An 18,272-nucleotide genomic window follows, 5' to 3' on the forward strand; every position below is an offset into this window, starting at 1 on the left:
TAAATGGATGTCTGGGTAGTACAAATAGCTGAACCGACCCCCCTTTCGAAGAATAGCAGGCAGATGCGGACAGGAATTCTTGCTGAAAAATTGATGCAGAGAGGTCACGATGTTTTGTGGTGGATCAGCGCCTTCGACCATCTTAGAAAAGAATGGCTATTTAGGGATGATACTGAGGTTACCCTGAAGCATAAGTTGAGAATCAAAGCGATAAAAGGGTCGGGTTACAAGAAGAATGTCTCTATGCGACGTTATCTCGATCACAAATTGATCGCTAATAAGTTCAAACGTCAATCGGGAAAGATGCCAAAGCCCGATGTTGTGATAGCTTCCTTGCCGCCCCACGATGTTGCATACGAAGCCGCCGTCTATGCGAGAAACAATCATGTCCCCATCATTCTCGACGTTAGAGATACCTGGCCCGATATATTCTTGGATAATGTATCACCAGGATTGACCAAGCTTGCGAATGCTGTACTACGCTCTGATTTTGAAAAGACGAGAGAAGCAATGAAAATAGCAAGTGGTATAGTCGCAGTTAGTAATACGTTCCTGAAATGGGCTTTGAAATACGCGAACCGAGACCGAACGGTAACGGATAAGGTCTTCTATCTGGGTGCCGGGAGATCAGACTGTATTTTACGTGATGCCTCAGAGGAATACAGAATCCTTCTTAGCACGTTAACCGATAAATTTGTGGTTACCTTCGTAGGGACCTTTTCATCCTACCATAATCCATCAATAATCATTAAGTGCGCGCGGACAATGAAGCAGAAGGATATAGTATTCGTTCTTGCTGGGGACGGGGATAATTCAACCCAAATCAGAAAAGGTATACGTGAGTTGGATAATGTTATTTTGCCTGGTTGGCTGGATAAAAATCAGATCGACCTTCTACTATCCAAGTCTCATGTGGGCTTGTGTCCAACCTCAAAGGATGTCGACTTGTTTCCGAATAAAGCCTTCTCATATCTTTCTGCCGGGCTCCCGATCGTGTCGGCATTCAATGGAGATTTGAAAGACCTATTGGCCGAATACGAGATTGGTTTCACCTACCATCCTGGTGACTCAGAGGGGCTTGCCAGGTATATAACAATACTATACGAAAATAGCGACCTTTATCGGAGAATGTCCGCGAATGCCAAGCAAGTCTTTAAAGAAATTTTCGATGCAGACAAGATATACGAAGAGTACGCTCTGCATATCGAAGGGGTGCAAAATGCATATAGTACTGGAAAATTGGACCATAGATGTAAGCGCTAGGGTGATTTTGAAACCCCTAGTATCGCTATCAGAAAAGGATCAACAGCCCCCGAGTGTTCAGAAATATGGAGATATCTCGGAGTAGAACTGGCAAGAGGTCTATCGTAAGAGATATGCAAAGTCGGGGGATAGAGAATGCATGGTCTGAGCGAGGATTAGATCCATCTTCTATATAGGTTACTATTAACCTCTGCTTTCACGGGGCGTCTAGAATACAATGAGGGATCCAAAGGCAAAGTGGTTGTTTGACGCAGTTCTTTCGCTCTTGGGACTACTTCTGTTTTCTCCAATCTTATCGCTCATTGCCATTTCAATAAGGACGATTGATGGTAGGCCAATACTTTACAGAGGCTTGAGGGTGGGCAGGGGGGGTAGACGTTTTAGAATCCTTAAGTTCAGGACTATGGTGAATGATGCCGACAAGACTGGACCATCTTCAGCCCCAGCGAACGATCCTAGAACGACCAGAACGGGCAAATTTCTTAGGAAATATAAACTTGATGAACTCCCGCAATTGATTAATGTATTAAAAGGAGAGATGAGCCTGGTCGGACCCAGGCCCCAAGTCCCCTGGGCCGTCGAACTCTATAGTGACGAAGAAAGGAAACTTCTCGATGTAAAGCCGGGGATAACCGACTATGCGTCAATAAAGTTCAGAGATGAGGCCGAAATACTCCGAGATAGCGTTGACCCTGACGCAGACTATCTAGAAAAGATAGCACCAGAGAAAATCAGGTTAGGGCTTCAGTACGTCGATCAAGGGTCTCTTCGGACAGACGTAAGGATCATATTCATGACCATAAGAGCCTTATTCGAAAGACGCACAAAAACGGAGGCTTAGATGAAAAAGGTTGTACCGGAAGGCGGCTTTAGAACTGAGGTGGAGAAGAAAGCAGGAAAGAGGATTGAAAAAATCTTCAATCAAAGTCCCGACAGTCTCCAGGTGAAGCTCGATAATTTTCCGAGGTATATCAGACGGCAAAAGCTGACAAGATTGCTCACCCTCTACGAGATATTCAAGAAAATATTGCCAGTCAAGGGTTCGATTATCGAGTGCGGAGTGTACGGAGGATTTAGCCTCATGGCGTGGGCAAACATGAGCGCCGTATTGGAACCCGCAAACCTAACAAGGCGCATATACGGTTTCGACACATTTTCTGGTTTCCCCAGTGTGGGGAAAAAAGATTCAAGCCCGGTCACGAAGCCTAAGAAGAATCAGCTTCGTTCGGATTCTTTCGATGAGCTGACCGAACTGTTAGCCATATATAATTCAAACAGATTCCTGGGCCATATTGGTAAAGTCCAGCTCATCAAGGGTGACGTAGTCGAAACTATTCCGAAATTTGTCTCTCAAAACAGGCATCTCATCGTTAGCCTCCTTTTCCTGGATCTCGATCTATATGAGCCGACAAAAACAGCAATAGAGAATTTCTTTCCGAGGATGCCAAAAGGCGCCATAATAGCCTTTGATGAACTGGATAATCCCATCTGGCCAGGTGAAACGAGAGCCCTCTTAGAAACAATAGGTGTCGCTAAATTAAGGATCGAACGGATCGAGTTTGATCCTTATATCGGTTTCGCAGTGATTGGATGAGGAAAGTATTGTATTATATTTGCCAAGTAATTTGGAGAACCACGTTGATGCTAGAAAAAAGAGAGGCCGATGAATATGTTCCCCTCACCCAACGCGATAAGAAGAACAGTCCTCGATCTGATATATAGAACTAAGAGTCCCCATATCGGCTCATGTTTCTCCTGCGTAGAAATCTTGATAAGCCTGTACTTTCAGATCTTAAACATCTCTCCAAAGAATCCTTTCGATGGCAACAGAGACAGGTTTATCTTGAGCAAAGGACATGCGTGTCCTTCCCTCTATGCCGTCCTAACCGAAGCAGGTTTTGTGACGCGAGAGGAATTGGATGGTTTCGCCGTTGACGGCGGCACGCTTGAGCAACATCCAACAAGAAACCTAGGGCAAGGTATAGAAGTATCAACCGGGTCCCTTGGGCACGGACTTTCCGTTGGGATTGGGATGGCTATCGCCGCAAAAAAAGATAGGAGAAATAGCAGAGTCTTTGTCCTGCTGAGTGACGGAGAACTAAATGAAGGATCTGTGTGGGAAGCGGCAATGTTCGCTTCGCACCATCGTCTTGATAATCTCATTGCGATCGTCGATTACAACAAAATACAGGCTCTCGGGTTTTCTGAGGATATTATAGGGCTGGAATCACTATCTCAAATATGGTCTTCCTTTGGATGGGCTGCCAGGGAAGTAGATGGCCACGATTTTAACCAGATCACGGCAAATCTCGGGGAGATACCATATGCGAAAGACAAGCCGAGCGTTGTCGTCGCCCACACGGTCAAGGGGAGAGGTGTTACCTTCATGGAGAATAATCTTTTGTGGCATTACCGGTCACCAGACATTAGAGAATATGAACTTGCTCTGAAGGAACTAGTAGGATGAGAGAAGCATTTTTTGAAGTTATTGAGGAGATTGCCAGTGTTCGAGACGATATTTTTATTCTTACAGGCGATCTCGGATATAGGTTGTTTGATTCTTTCAGAAAGAATTGTCCGGATAGATTCTTCGATATTGGGGTTGCCGAGTCCAACATGGTAGGGATTGCCGCCGGTCTCGCCCTTTCAGGAAAGATTGTCTACTGCTATTCTATCGTCCCGTTTCTTGTGATGAGGGCGTTTGAACAAATCAGAGTCGATGTGGCCTACCACAATGCAAATGTGAGGTTGGTAGGAGTAGGGGGCGGCCTTTCATACGGTATGGAAGGGTTCACTCATTTGGGAGTTGAAGATTTTGTCTTAATGAGATCCCTTCAGAATATGACCGTTGTCGCGCCTGCGGATGAAATGGAGGCCAGGCAGATAGCAAGGATTTCCAGTGAGCATGAGGGACCGATGTATATCCGGCTCGGAAAAAATGGAGACGATCCGGTTCATAAGGCGACGCCTGAAATGCGTCTAGGTAAGGCATTGAGACTCAGAGAAGGCAAGGATGTCGCTATTTTTGCTATCGGAAATATGGTTGCGGTGGGCTGCCGAGTACTCGATATGCTCAAGGCGAAGGGTGTCGACGTTGAGCTGATTAATATGCATACGGTCAAACCTCTTGACACAGATGCAGTCCTTGAATGCGCGTCAGTACATAAGGCGATTTTTTCCCTTGAGGAACACATTGTAAATGGTGGTCTTGGATCGGCGATAGCCGAGGTACTTTCTGAGAGCGACTATAAGGGCTTCTATAAGCGGATCGGTGTCCCTGAGAGGCTGAATAGCGCTATCGGACATTCCCATTATCTGAGAGAGCTATACGGTCTGACACCCGAAAGAATATTCGACGCCATGATGAAAGAAATGAAAGGGCACTGATTTAGTTATGAAGGTAAAATTTTTCAATTATCCACTTCAGTTCGACGTTCACAAAGATGAATACATGGATATTGTTCAAAACACATTTGCTCGCGGTGCATACATACTGGGCGATGATCTGCAGGCATTTGAGAGAAATTTGGCACAGTTTGTCGGGAGCAAGTATGCCGTGGGCGTTGGTAATTGTACTGACGCGCTGCTTTTGTCAGCCATAGCTGCTGGTATAGGGCCCGGTGATGAAGTCATCTCGGTTTCACATACTTTTGTGGCCACTCTCGAGGTAGTAAAATTTCTGGGAGCAGTTCCCGTACTGGTGGATATCGCTAGCGATCATAATATGGACGTGGACCTGGTTGAGGCGTCCTTTACGCCGAGGACAAAAGCTGTACTGCCCGTTAGTCTTAATGGCAGAGTGTGCGATAATATCGACAAGCTTGAAAGAATTGCCGGGGAACATGAGATAGTGATCATTGAAGATGCTGCGCAATCACTGGGCGCCCGATACAAGAACAGAGGTGCCGGTACATTCGGTTTGATGGGCTGTTTCAGCTTCTATCCTGCAAAACTATTGGGGACGTTCGGAGATGCGGGAGCTATTGTGACGGATGATGAAGAATGTGCGCGCAGACTAAGAATGCTTAGAAATCATGGGAAGGACGAAGCGACGGATATAAAACGTTGGGGTCTCAATTGCCGCATGGACAATATGCACGCGGCAATTCTTAATTATAAGCTCAACATGCTTTCTGATTTGATAAAGAGACGCAGGGAAATAGCAGCAATTTATGATAAGGAGTTATCTCAGATAAACGAGCTGAAGCTGCCTCCCAGACCAATAGAAAACGGAATTCACTATGACGTATATCAGAATTACGAAATTGAGGCGCAGAACAGGGACAACTTAGTGGCATTCTTGAAGAAGAAAGGGATCGAAGTGAGCATTCCATGGGGAGGCAAGGCGGTTCATCAATTCTCCGCCCTGAGACTGAGTCATGGTCCTTTGCCGCACACCGAGGACCTCTTCCAAAAGGTTGTAATGTTACCCCTATATCCGGAACTTAAGAATGAAGAGATTGAATATGTGATTGAGGCAATAAAGGACTTCTATAATGAAAAATGAAGAAGCCAAGCACGATTACACGATCGTGACAGAACTTCCTGGCGCCAGAGGTTCCCGGGAGCAGATAGCGAGATTGTATGCCAGATACGGATTTGCCTCCGAGTTCTGCAAAAACAAAGACGTTCTGGAAGTGGCCTGCGGGGCAGGCATTGGTCTCGGCTATCTCGCCAAACATGCAAGAACTGTGGTTGGTGGCGATATAGACGAAAATAATTTGCGATATGCACGGGAGGTATGTAAAGGACGCATAAATATCGACATTAGAGAACTTGATGCGCAAGATTTACCATATGGTAATGGGACGTTTGATGTTGTAATTCTCTATGAGGCTATTTACTATCTTCCCAAACCGACGAAATTTGTGCTTGAGGCTCGACGAATACTAAAGAATGGTGGTATCATCCTGATCTGCACCACAAATAGAGACTGGTCTGGTTTCAATCCAAGTCCATATAGCCACACGTATTTCTCTGCACCGGAGTTATTCGAACTTCTTCGGAGTGCCAGTTTCAAGACAGTTCTGTATGGCGGTTGCCCGACTCGCGCCAGCACGCTGAAAGATAAGATTATATCCGTTATCAAATCAGGAGCGGTAAAGCTTTGCCTTATACCGAAAACAATGAAGGGCAAAGAAATACTTAAGCGAGTATTCATGGGAAAGCTCACACCGCTGCCCCCTGAGATTCAGGATGATATGGTTGAATACGAACCCCCGATTCCGATAGACCCTATACACCCAAATTCCGACTATAAGGTGTTGTTCGCGGTGGGCTATGTCGCGTAAAGGCATCATGAAATTGATTCTCGGACCATCGACCTCCAAACGCTTTGTGTTCTTCTGCATCGCTGATGCGGTGCTCGTTGTCGTCTCGCTTTTTCTCTCCTTTCTTTTTCACTTCGATTTTACGTTCAATATAGACTACTTCGGCCTGATGACTGAAGTAGTTCTTTTTTTCATCGTCATAAAGATCGCTGCTCTGGCTTCCTTCAGGGTGTACAACATGTCGTGGCGGTACGCGAGCATTAACGATATGTTGAATATCGTGCTCGCGCTAATACTTTCCGAACTCCTTCTCATCGTGATCAGCCTGCCCAATTCACTTCTACCGCCTGTGCCGATCACAAGATTTCCCAAGAGGATATTTCTTGTTGACGGCATCATCTCGCTCTTCTTTGTGGCGGGACTCAGGATGTCGAAGAGGCTCTACCTGGAGGTGATACGCGAACGCGGTATCAGAAAGAAGGGCAAGAGGACTATTATCCTGGGAGCGGGTAACACGGGCGAAATGATTTTAAGAGACATGGCTAGGCTTGGCTACGGCGAGTTCTATCCGGTGGCCTTGCTTGACGATGATACGAATAAGATTGGAACGTTGAGGCACGGGATCAAGGTCAGCGGGAAGACCGACAGGCTTGAGGCCATGATTGCAAAAGAGGCCATTGAAGCGGTAATTGTGGCTATTCCGAGCCTCAGTCACAAGAAACTCAAGGAAATATATGATGTGGCGACAAGGGCCAACGTGGGCACCATTAAGATCGTCCCCCGTATCTACAATTTCGATACACCGGATCTGAATCTCAAATCGCTTGAAGATATCAGTATTGAGGATCTGATCGGCCGCCAGACGGTGCAAATAGATTATAGCCTCATCAAAAATTTCTTGAAAGACAGGATTGTATTAATCACGGGAGCGGGTGGCTCTATCGGCTCTGAGCTTGTCATGCAGATATGCGCTTTTCAGCCCGGCAGGGTCGTTCTCTTCGACATAGACGATACGGACCTCCATGCTATGACTCTCAAGCTCAGCCGTCATTACCCCCACCTGTCGAGCCGGGCGCATTTTGTCATCGGCGACGTGAGAGACGCAAGACGGGTTGAAGAGGTCTTTGCACAATTTAAACCCGAGATTGTTTTTCACGCGGCCGCTTACAAACATGTGCCCATGATGGAGGAGAACGCCAAAGAGGCTGTAAAAGTAAACGTGCTTGGAACATATATCGTTGCTCAAGCCGCTCTCGCGCATCATGTGGAAAGATTCATAATGATCTCCACCGACAAGGCCGTGCGCCCGACAAGTATCATGGGCGCAACAAAAAGGATCGCAGAATATATATGCCAGGCCTTTAACGCGAACGGACAGAAGGATGAGCCGGCCGAAAACAAAGGTGATGAGTTAGATCAAGCTTCCGATAGGAGGGATAAGAGTACCCGTTTTATGTCTGTGCGCTTCGGTAATGTGCTTGGGAGCAGGGGAAGCGTCGTGCCTTTATTTCTCGATCAACTAAAGCACGGCGGCCCTCTCACCGTTACCCACAGGGATATGGTCAGATACTTCATGACCATACCGGAAGCGGTTTCATTGATTTTGCAGGCCTCGACCATGGGTCGGGGAGGAGAGGTTTTTGTCCTCGACATGGGAGAGCCCGTCAAGATCGTTGAACTCGCGGAAGAGCTCATTACCATCCAGGGGCTTGTACCTTATAAAGACATCGATATTGTATTTACCGGACCTCGACCGGGAGAGAAGATCTTTGAAGAGATATTGACGGCCGAAGAGGGAACCGTGGCGAGCAAACATGAAAAGGTCTTCATAGCAAGAAACGGTCAAAAATACAACCCGGCACAGATTGAAGGTATCTTGAAGGAATTCGAAACTCTGATTGCGGATTCGTCAAGTGGCGGTCACGATGATCTTCGGGCTCTGCTCAAGAAGTATGTACGGCATTACGAAGGACAGTAACGGTGCGAACTATGGGGTTGTCAAAGCGACAAAATTATGTTTATTTACAGCATAGTCGTATGATATCAGGTTATTGAGGGTCAAAAATCACATGGCGCACTACTGGTATATGATCGTTGCGGACATGTTGCTCACGTTGATTTCAATTATCTTCGGGCTCATGCTCCGTCTTGAGATATTCAACCCCGGCAGCGAGCTTTTCAACCATTACTTCCGGTCCATATGGCCCTTCAGCCTCCTGGCTATCGTGATCCGACCGGCGTTTCTCTATTATGCGGGCGTATACCGTCGCATCTGGCGGTACGCAACCACGCCCGATTTCATTCAGCTTGTCGGCTCGGTGCTCGCCGGTTCAGTTGTGCTTTTCGTCGTGACCTTTTTTCTCTTCACACCTTCACTGATCGCCGTGTTTCCCAGGTCCCTCTATTTTATGGAGGCCATGATCACCGTTTTGCTCCTAAGCGGCCTCAGGATTCTCATCAAGGCCTCCGAGCGTTACCCGGGTGATATTGACTGGAAGAAGACCGGCATTTTGACAAACAGGCGAGCTCTCATTGTAGGCGCCGGAGACTCGGGCATCAGCATCGCGAGAGAACTGAAAAATAACCCTCAGATGGGACTCAGACCGGTCGCCTTTCTTGATGATGACGCAAAAAAGATCGGCATGAAGACACAGGGACTTTCTATTTTTGGGCCTGTCATAAAGCTCGCCGATATAGTGAGGCGAGAGCGCATCGACGAAGTGATCCTCGCTATGCCGAGCGCCCCGGAGCAGACCTTGAAGAATGTCCAGCACGTATGCCAGAATATCGCTATTACGTGCACGACACTGCCTTCTCTCGGTTCCGTTATGGAGAATAGTGAAGAGACAGGTGATCTTTCCAACTCGTCTCTCGTACTGCCCATGTCAATGCCCGATATTACGGCGGAAGAGATACAGGCCGTTGTCAGGGTCATGCAGTCCCGCAACTTGAGCATCGGTTCGCAAACCGTTGAATTTGAACGATTGATCGCATCTCAGGCTCACTCTAAATATGCCGTGGCGGTCACAAACGGCACTTCCGCCCTGCATCTGTGCATGGTGGCGGCGGATATAGGCCCTGAGCATGAAGTGATTACCACGCCCTTCAGTTTCATATCTTCCGCAAACTGTATCCTATTTGAGAAGGCGCGGCCGGTCTTCGTGGATATCGATCCGGTGAGCTTGAACATGGACCCGGGCATGATCGAGGCTGCAATCACTGAGCGCACGAGGGCCATACTTGTCGTGCATATCTTCGGGCAGCCTGCGGACATGGGGCCGATCCTTGATATCGCAGACAGACACGGGCTCATCGTGATCGAAGATGCCTGTGAGGCCATCGGGGCCGAATATGAAGGAAGGCGCGTGGGCGCCATAGGAAAGGCGGGCGCCTTCGCTTTTTATCCGAACAAGCAGATGACGACAGGGGAAGGTGCTGCGCTTGTTACCAATGACGAGACGTGGGCCAATCTCTTTAAAAGCCTGAGAAATCAGGGCAGGGACAAGTTTGACGGGTGGCTCAACCACTCCCGTCTGGGCTACAACTACCGTATGTCCGAATTGAACGCAGCCGTGGGTGTAGTCCAATTGAAACGGCTCGATGAGCTTCTGAAAAAACGAGATGCAGTGGCCAGGCAATATAATGCCATGCTTGCACCCCTTCACGGGGTCAAGCCTCTAGAGATCGCTCCGACAACCACGAGGATGAGCTGGTTTGTCTATGTGGTGCATATTTCCACGGGTGTGAAAAGGGATACGGTGATTGATCGCATGGCCAAAGCAGGCATTCCCACGAGGCCCTATTTCACACCAATCCATCTCCAGCCGTTCTATCGGGAAAGGTTCGGCTTCAAATCCGGAGATTTTCTCCGGGCAGAGGCAGCCGGCGAGTCCATTATCGCTCTTCCTTTTCATACGAACATGAAGGAGGAGGAAATTGAGGTTGTTTGCAGGGCGCTCAAACGCGTGTTGACGGACGCATAGAATCGGGCGACAAAGGGGACCTGTATGACTGAGATACAAAAAGCAATCATAACGATCTCATGTGCACTCATTATATTCGCGACAGCGAGCGGGGCTCTCTTTGCCATCGACTCGGAGCTGACCAGGCAGACGCTTGTTAACGTCAAGGGCGTATCCGTTGTTATCGAGGAGCTTCAGCCGGACATCCAGAAATATGCCCCACGGTTCGGGCTTACCAAGGGAGAGTTGCAGAAGGACATAGAGGAGAGACTTGCAAAATCAGGACTCGCCGTGCTTAAACAGGAACAGTGGCTGAAAACCAGCGGCAGACCCATACTCTATATCAGCATTAATACCCATGAGTCCGAGAAATATTGGTACGCCTACACGATCATCGTTGATTTCAGGCAACTTGTGACGCTGGAGGCCAGTCCCAACATGAAAACACTTGCGAGCACATGGTCAGTAGACATGGCCGGGGTTGCGAACATAGGGAACCTTAATCTCATAAGAAACAACGTGGGGGTCCTTGTAGACAGATTCATCGAGGCCCGTCAATCAATCGTTTCGAAAGGCAAGTGAGGGGGAATCAAGCATTGACAGAGGTATTGACGAATGTTCCGTACGCGATGATAAGAGAGAATATCCGGCGTATTAAAGAGTTTGGGGTAGGCATAGAAATCTATTTTGATAACGATGCTATAGACCGGGTAGGGCGTGAGGATGCAAAGATGCTCTCCAGTCTTCTCGACAATGAAGGGATCGTCTGCACAGTCCACGCGCCCTTTATGGATTTGAGCCCCGGTGGTGTCGATCATACCATACGAAGCATCACCAAGGACAAATTGAAGAAGTCGATCGAGATGGCAAATATACTGCATGCCAAAGGGATCGTCTGCCACGGCGGGTATAATAAATGGTTCTACGACGGGCGAGCGCAGGTATGGCTCAATGCGAGCCTCGATACCTGGGAGGACGTGCTCAAAGAGGCCGACAAGGATCTTCCCGTGATGATAGAGAATATCTTCGAAGAAGAACCATCGACCCTGATCGAGCTCTTGGGACATTTCGAGGGCAAGGGCCTCTATTTCTGTTTTGACTCGGGTCACTTCAATCTTTTCTCCAAGGTTTCTGTTGAGAATTGGCTCATGCCTTTGAGCAAGAAGATACGGGAGATGCACCTCCACGACAATCGAGGCGCATCTGACGATCACATGCCTATCGGCATGGGGACTTTCCCTTTCCGGGAACTGAAAAGACTGATAAGTCGTCTTGACGGTATACTCTATACCACGGAGATCCACGACCAGAACTACGCTGCGGAAAGCATAAAAAGATTAAAGGAGTTTCTATCATAATATGGCCTACAGAATAGAAGTCTCATACAAAGACAACGTGAATGACGTACCGGCGGGGAAACTAAGAAAGAGGATAAAAACCGATTTCGGTCTTGAGATCCAAGCGGCCCACGTGGTCGACGTCTATACCGTTGATGCGGTGACGGACGAACGCACGGTGGAGATCATGGAGAGTGATGCGTTTGTGGATCCGGTGATTCAGAAGAGCATAACAGACGGTTTCACCCTCTTTGATGCCGACTGGGTCATAGAGGTCGGCTTCAGACCGGGGGTCACGGATAACGTGGGAAGGACTGCGAAAGAAGTAATCGAGGCGATTCACGGTGCGGCCTTCCAGAACGGCGAGGCGGTCTACACTTCACGGATGTATTTTCTGAAAGGGTCTTTATCGGAGCATGACGTGAAGGCCATTTCCGAAGGCATGCTGGCAAACACGCTGATCAATAGATACGGCTATAAGACTATAGCCCAATACAAAGATGATCAAGGCATGGGCGTCTTTGTTCCTAAAGTGGCGCTTGGCGCGGAGCCTATCGTCGAAACCTTTGATTTCGGTATGGACATGGAGAGGCTTCTCAAGATCAACAGAGAGAGAACCTGGGCGCTGTCCCGGGAAGAGTTGAGCGTGATCAGGGAATACTTTGCCGGCGCCGATGTGAGAAACAAGAGAAACGGAGCGGGACTTGACGAGAAGCCCACGGATGTCGAGATAGAAGTTATCGCGCAGACATGGTCCGAGCACTGCAAGCATAAGATATTCAATGCCTCCATCGATTACGAGGAGGACGGCAAGAGAGAGCGGATTGAGAGTCTCTTTAAGACGTATATCGTGGGATCTACTCAGGCCATAAGGGACAAGAAGGGGAAGAAGGATTTCTGCCTCTCTGTTTTTAAGGACAACGCAGGCGTGATTAAATTCAACAAACGCTATAATCTGGCCTTCAAAGTCGAGACCCATAATACGCCATCCGCGCTGGATCCCTATGGCGGGGCGCTGACCGGCATCGTGGGCGTGAACCGCGACCCCTTCGGCACGGGCAAGGGGGCGAAACTCGTGTTCAACACGGACGTTTTCTGCTTTGCCGTGCCCGATTATAAGGGCGACATACCTCCCAGGCTGCTTCATCCAAAGAGGGTCTTAAACGGAGTAAGGGAAGGGGTGGAGCACGGGGGTAATAAGAGCGGCATCCCCACCATCAACGGGTCGCTCGTGTTCGACAGGGGATATCTCGGCAAGCCGCTGGTTTTTTGCGGTACCTGCGGCATCATGCCCGTGAAAATTCAGGGGGAAGAGTCTTATCTTAAGAAGGCCCGAAAAGGAGACTTTATTCTCATGGTCGGGGGGCGCATCGGGAAAGACGGGATACATGGGGCGACCTTTTCGTCAGAAGAGCTTTCCGAGGCTTCACCAACGAGCGCAGTCCAGATCGGAGACCCCATCACCCAGAAGAGGATGACCGATTTTCTTTTGATCGCCAGAGACCGCTGTCTTTACACATCCATTACCGATTGCGGTGCCGGAGGTCTTTCCTCGTCTATTGGAGAAATGGCGACCGATACGAACGGATGTGTCATTCACCTCGAGCGGGCGCCGCTCAAGTACCACGGCCTCTCACCGTGGGAAATACTCCTGTCGGAGGCCCAGGAGAGGATGACGGTTGCCGTGAGTAAGGAACATCTCGATAGCTTTCTCGATCTCTCCCGAAAGATGAACGTGGAGTCCACGGTGCTCGGCCAGTTTACCGACACGGGCATGTTCCACGCGCTATACGGCGGCAAGACCGTGGCCTACCTGGACATGCAATTCCTGCATGAGGGACTTCCCAAGATGGACCTGAAAGCGACATGGCAGCGCGTGATCGTAGACGAAGAGCCGCTTGCCGAGCCCACAGATTGCCTTCACGCGCTCACCGGTGTGCTCAGACGATGGAACGTGTGCAGCAAGGAGTACGTGGTACGACAGTACGACCATGAAGTGCAGGGTGGAAGCGTGATAAAGCCGCTGACCGGTGAGAAAAATGACGGACCGAGCGACGCAGGAGTGGTGCGGCCGGACCTCGCAAGCTTAAACGGCGTTGTGGTGAGCCACGGTATATGTCCCAAGTATAGCCGCTTTGACACCTACCACATGATGGCCTGCGCGGTGGACGAGGCCATTAGAAATAATCTCGCCTCTGGCGGTTCTTTGAAGAGGATGGCGTTACTCGATAATTTCTGCTGGTCCGATCCGGTGGCCTCAGAAAGAAACCCCGAAGGAGAATACAAGCTTGCCCAGCTCGTGCGGGCGAATAGGGCGCTCTATGACTACACGACCTTTTTTGGAACCCCGTGCATCTCCGGGAAGGACAGCATGAAGAACGATTATATGTTCAATGATATAAAGATTTCCGTGCCGCAGACGGTCCTCATGTCGGCCATATCTGTGATTGACGATGTGAGAAAAACAGTGACCATGGATGTGAAAGAGAAAGGCCATATGGTGGTCGTGGTCGGTAAGACCTATGCGGAGTTGGGAGGCTCAGAATACTTTGCCCATTTTAACCGCCAGGGCAATATCCCTCCCAGGGTGCGCCCGGGTATTGCCAAAAAGACCTACGTCGCCCTCGAGCGAGCCATAAAGCTCGGTATTATCCGGTCCTGCCATGATGTCTCCGATGGCGGCCTGGTGTGCGGTCTTGCCGAAAGCTCGTTTGCGGGCGGTCTGGGCATAGAGATAGATTGCGCCCGGATACCGAGTCAGGGCATCTATCGCGACGATTTTCTGCTCTTTTCCGAATCGCAGAGCAGATTCCTGGTGACGATGAGGGATGGGGACTTACCTGCCTTTGAAAAAATCTTCAAAGGTGTGCCGTTTGGCGTGGCCGGAAGGGTACGAGACGATGAACGGTTTATGATCCGGGGTATGAATGGCAATCTTATCATCGATACTCAGATCGGTCTGTTGAAGGACGCCTGGCAGGCGCCCTTCAAGGAACAGTTCTAAAACGCGGAGGGCATTCTCAAAGATAACGCCGAATCAGTTGTTAACAGCCCTTAGTCGTTCGTTCTTGATTTTATTCTGGCTGTCCACGTAGACTTTTTTCGGCTGAAAAGATTTCAATTCAGATTCATTGAAGGAACCGTAGGTGACAATGATAATCATGTCACCTTTTTTTGCTTTATGGGCCGCAGCTCCGTTGATACAGATTACGCCGGAGTCTGCCTCTCCCCGGATTGCATAGGTGGTAAAACGCTCACCTGATGTAACGTTATAGATATCCACCTGTTCATAGGGGATGATATCGGCTTTCTCCATAAGATGAGAGTCAATAGTGATGCTCCCTTCGTAATCAAGGTTGCTTTCCGTGACTATCGCCCTGTGGATCTTTGACTTCATCATCCTTCGTTCCATGTTAAGCCTCCGTTAAAATGGTATTATCTATGAGTCTTGTTTTTCCTATACGACAGGCAATAGCCAGCACGGCCCTCTTGCCCACGTTTGTAAGGTCTTCAAGCGTGGCGGTATCGCAGACGTTTATGTACTCGATGTTGATTCCTTCCTTTTGACGTAGCATACCCTCCACCTCTTTTTTGATCACGGCCGTATTCCGCTCACCTTCTCTGAATAGTTTTTCCGCCTTTTTCAAGGATGCGTTGATAAGTAACGCCTTGTCACGTTCAGCCCCGGTGAGGTAGGTGTTACGGGAACTCATGGCCAGCCCGTCCTTTTCTCTGACCGTGGGATAGCCCACGATCTCAATATCCATATTCAGGTCCCTTACCATCTTCTCAATGATGACGAGTTGCTGGAAATCCTTTTGCCCGAACACGGCGACATGGGGCTTGACGATGTTGAAGAGTTTTGTCACCACGGTGGCAACCCCCACGAAGTGGCCGGCCCGTGTTTTCCCGCAGAGATGGTCTTCGAGGTTTTTTACTTCCACGTACGTTGAAAACCCTTGCGGGTATATATCGTGTGCATCAGGAAAGAAGATGACGTCGGCCTTTTCGTGTTTAAGAAGCGCCGCGTCTCTGTCAAAATCACGAGGATACTTGGCGAGGTCCTCAGTGGGCCCGAACTGTATGGGGTTCACGAAGATACTGACAACCGCAATGTCGGCGAGTTCCCTGACTTTTGCCACGAGAGAGAGATGCCCCGTGTGGAGATACCCCATGGTCGGAACAAACCCGATTTTTCTTGTTCTCCGTGCCTCTTCGGAGAACGCCTGCATCTCTTTAACGGTCTTTACGATCTTCATTTCAGTGATATGAATGGGCGTCGTCAGGAAAGGTGCCCGTCTTTACCTCGTCCACGAATGTTTTCACCGCTTGTTCGATTTCCTGCTGGAGATTGAGATAGGTCTTGACGAATTTAGGCCTTAATTCACCGGCGAGTCCCACCAAATCGTTTATCACGAGGACCTGCCCGTCACAATCCGGACCTGCCCCGATGCCTATAGTAGGTATGGACAGCGCATCCGTTATCTGTTTGGCAAGTCCCCTGGGCACGCCTTCGATGACAACCATAAATGCACCAGCCTCCTCTACGGACCTGGCGTCTTCGAGGAGTTTTGCCGCGGTATCGCCTTTTCCCTGCACCTTGTGACCGCCCATGCGGTGGATGGACTGCGGCGTGAGACCGATATGGCCTACGACCGGTATGTCGATGTCGACAATCGCCCGGATGGTCTCCTTCATATTGGATCCGCCCTCCAGCTTCACCGCCTCCGCCCCGCTCTCCTTAATCATCCTGCCGGCGTTTCGTTTTGCCTGTTCGATGCTCTCCTGATAGGACATAAAAGGCATGTCGATGATAACGAAGGCGTTTCTCACAGCCCTGGCCACGGCTTTTGTGTGATGGATCATGTCTTCAACGGTAACCGGCATGGTGTTGGGGTAGCCGAGGATGACGGTCCCCACTGAGTCTCCAACAAGGATCGTATGTACCCCCGCGCCATCGAGGACTTTGGCCACAGGGTAATCGTACGCGGTGAGCATGGCAATCTTTTCTTTGCCTTTCATGCCCTTAAGAATCGGTACGGTCATCTTATCCATCGTTTACCCCTCAAAACAAAAAGCCTTCTGAACGTGCTCAGAAGGCTTATAATTACAATCCCTTCCGTCTCGGTCCAGATGGATCCAAGCGGTATATATAATAAAATGCATCTTATTTGGGAAAAAGTCAATATTTATTTCTGCAGGGTTTACGGGGTGGATTGACCATGAATGTCGAACCAAACCGCGAGAGCAGAGTCCCTCGCCTATCGGATGGTCAGGACCTCTTTCAAGTCCGGCACTTCTTGTTTAAGGAGCTTTTCTACCCACAGACCGAGGGCATAGTCACCGCATCAGTGAAGTCTTCCACCCGAGAGCCTGACCGTAACTGTCTTGGCTTCTTTATCGGCGCTCACAAATTCTGCCTCGCCGTCGGCAAGTTCGTCAAATTTGGGATTGAGGCGAATAATCGCTTCCCGTACTGTCTCCCCGAGGGTCATTTACATCCCGTCGTTCGTATATTCCCCGCGTTCCAGCATATGGATAAACGCCTCGTCATCGTCGAAAAATTCGTCGTACGTCAGTTCTTTAATGACCGTACTGCTCCCACAGTTCGGGCAAAAGAGCTCCCGAGAGGGCACCTCCCCCTCGAAAAATGCGTATCCGCACAGGTTGCACGTGTATTCATCAGGTATCCGCACATTTCCTCCTTATGTTCTTTCCAGACACCGGTTTCTCCGTCCACTACAATAGTCTATACTTATTCAGCGCATTGTCAATACCGTGCGCTTGGGCCTTCTGTCAAAAGAATTCCCCCAGTATCATTTTGAAGTTTCTCTCTACCACCTTTTTACCCCGTATGATCTCTCCGTGTCCCGGTACCAGGTACTCGATGTCGAGCTCGGCTAGCGTCGCGATACTCGCCTTCAAGGCATTGATGTCGCTTCCTGTGAGATCCGTTCTGCCTATACCCATGGAGAAGAGGGTATCTCCTGATATGAGGAGCCTCTTCTCTTGCCAGTAAAGGCAGACAGAACCGGGAGAATGGCCCGGCGTCTTGATGACCGTAAACTCTTTGTCCCCCAGGTTGAACGATCCTTGACTCAAGAGGAGCGTGAAGGGTTTCTTCGGCGCCTCGCATCCTGTCATGAGAAAGAGCTCCTTGCCCCCGTTTGTGAGATAGGAATGTTCGTCCTTGCTGATAGCCCGTAATGTGTCGTCTCCAAAATATTCCATGGCTTCTATATGGTCCGGATGAGAGTGGGTACCGATAAGGAGTTTCACTTCGCTCACGTCTTTACCGTCGTTTGCGAGACCTGTGGACACGTGGTGAAAGAGTCGTGCGTGACCGGGGTCTATAAGTGCCGGTACCTGCCCGTCGATAAAGACCGTGTTACAGTTGTTCGCTTCGTAGGAAAGCCAGATATACAGGTAGAAATCGTCAA

General features: G+C 49.3%; 18 protein-coding genes. 12 read left to right on the plus strand and 6 right to left on the minus strand.

The window, feature by feature from the left end:
• The first annotated feature begins 3 nt into the window (after positions 1-3).
• The 12 genes from VMT62_09915 (at position 4) to VMT62_09970 (ending at position 14,836) form a co-directional block, all read left to right on the plus strand.
• Entirely contained in the window at positions 4-1,263 is a 1,260-nt protein-coding gene (locus VMT62_09915; protein ID HVN96734.1) for a glycosyltransferase family 4 protein, read from the plus strand.
• A 217-nt stretch (positions 1,264-1,480) separates the two neighbouring features.
• Positions 1,481-2,104, plus strand: coding sequence for a sugar transferase (locus VMT62_09920; GenBank protein HVN96735.1), 624 nt, complete (start codon positions 1,481-1,483; stop codon positions 2,102-2,104).
• Positions 2,105-2,857, plus strand: coding sequence for a TylF/MycF/NovP-related O-methyltransferase (locus tag VMT62_09925; protein HVN96736.1), 753 nt, complete (start codon positions 2,105-2,107; stop codon positions 2,855-2,857). It abuts the gene before it with no gap.
• Between the two features lie 75 nt (positions 2,858-2,932).
• On the plus strand, positions 2,933-3,730 hold the full coding sequence (locus VMT62_09930) for a transketolase (protein ID HVN96737.1): 798 nt from the start codon (positions 2,933-2,935) through the stop codon (positions 3,728-3,730).
• Complete coding sequence (locus VMT62_09935) at positions 3,727-4,650, plus strand: transketolase C-terminal domain-containing protein (GenBank protein HVN96738.1); 924 nt, start codon at positions 3,727-3,729, stop codon at positions 4,648-4,650. The genes VMT62_09930 and VMT62_09935 overlap by 4 nt, the downstream gene beginning before the upstream one ends.
• A gap of 7 nt (positions 4,651-4,657) precedes the next feature.
• Positions 4,658-5,770, plus strand: a complete 1,113-nt coding sequence (locus VMT62_09940) for a DegT/DnrJ/EryC1/StrS family aminotransferase (protein ID HVN96739.1) — start codon at positions 4,658-4,660, stop codon at positions 5,768-5,770.
• Entirely contained in the window at positions 5,760-6,554 is a 795-nt protein-coding gene (locus VMT62_09945; protein HVN96740.1) for a class I SAM-dependent methyltransferase, read from the plus strand. Before VMT62_09940 ends, VMT62_09945 begins: the two co-directional genes overlap by 11 nt.
• A complete protein-coding gene (locus tag VMT62_09950; protein HVN96741.1) occupies positions 6,544-8,511 on the plus strand; it encodes a nucleoside-diphosphate sugar epimerase/dehydratase in 1,968 nt (655 codons plus the stop codon). Before VMT62_09945 ends, VMT62_09950 begins: the two co-directional genes overlap by 11 nt.
• A gap of 91 nt (positions 8,512-8,602) precedes the next feature.
• Entirely contained in the window at positions 8,603-10,516 is a 1,914-nt protein-coding gene (locus VMT62_09955; GenBank protein HVN96742.1) for a DegT/DnrJ/EryC1/StrS family aminotransferase, read from the plus strand.
• Positions 10,517-10,540: 24 nt separating this feature from the next.
• Entirely contained in the window at positions 10,541-11,077 is a 537-nt protein-coding gene (locus VMT62_09960; protein HVN96743.1) for a hypothetical protein, read from the plus strand.
• Between the two features lie 14 nt (positions 11,078-11,091).
• On the plus strand, positions 11,092-11,853 hold the full coding sequence (locus VMT62_09965; GenBank protein HVN96744.1) for a sugar phosphate isomerase/epimerase family protein: 762 nt from the start codon (positions 11,092-11,094) through the stop codon (positions 11,851-11,853).
• Position 11,854: 1 nt separating this feature from the next.
• Entirely contained in the window at positions 11,855-14,836 is a 2,982-nt protein-coding gene (locus VMT62_09970) for an AIR synthase-related protein (protein HVN96745.1), read from the plus strand.
• 33 nt (positions 14,837-14,869) lie between these two features.
• On the opposite strand, the gene panD is transcribed toward VMT62_09970, so the two are convergent.
• The 6 genes from panD to VMT62_10000 form a co-directional block, all read right to left on the minus strand.
• A complete protein-coding gene (gene panD, locus VMT62_09975) occupies positions 14,870-15,244 on the minus strand; it encodes an aspartate 1-decarboxylase (protein HVN96746.1) in 375 nt (124 codons plus the stop codon).
• A 1-nt stretch (position 15,245) separates the two neighbouring features.
• On the minus strand, positions 15,246-16,091 hold the full coding sequence (gene panC, locus VMT62_09980) for a pantoate--beta-alanine ligase (GenBank protein HVN96747.1): 846 nt from the start codon (positions 16,089-16,091) through the stop codon (positions 15,246-15,248).
• 1 nt (position 16,092) lies between these two features.
• Positions 16,093-16,887, minus strand: coding sequence for a 3-methyl-2-oxobutanoate hydroxymethyltransferase (panB, locus tag VMT62_09985; GenBank protein ID HVN96748.1), 795 nt, complete (start codon positions 16,885-16,887; stop codon positions 16,093-16,095).
• 293 nt (positions 16,888-17,180) lie between these two features.
• The gene (locus VMT62_09990; protein HVN96749.1) at positions 17,181-17,327 is read right to left on the minus strand and encodes a hypothetical protein; all 147 of its coding nucleotides are present in this window, start codon (positions 17,325-17,327) and stop codon (positions 17,181-17,183) included.
• Positions 17,328-17,528 carry a hypothetical protein gene (locus VMT62_09995; protein ID HVN96750.1) on the minus strand — a complete coding sequence of 67 codons (201 nt, stop codon included), beginning with the start codon at positions 17,526-17,528 and terminating at the stop codon, positions 17,328-17,330.
• Positions 17,529-17,628: 100 nt separating this feature from the next.
• A partial coding sequence (locus tag VMT62_10000) for an MBL fold metallo-hydrolase (GenBank protein ID HVN96751.1) occupies positions 17,629-18,272 on the minus strand: 644 nt, incomplete at its 5' end.

It is taken from the genome of Syntrophorhabdaceae bacterium (assembly GCA_035541755.1).
Lineage (GTDB): Bacteria > Desulfobacterota > Syntrophorhabdia > Syntrophorhabdales > Syntrophorhabdaceae > PNOF01.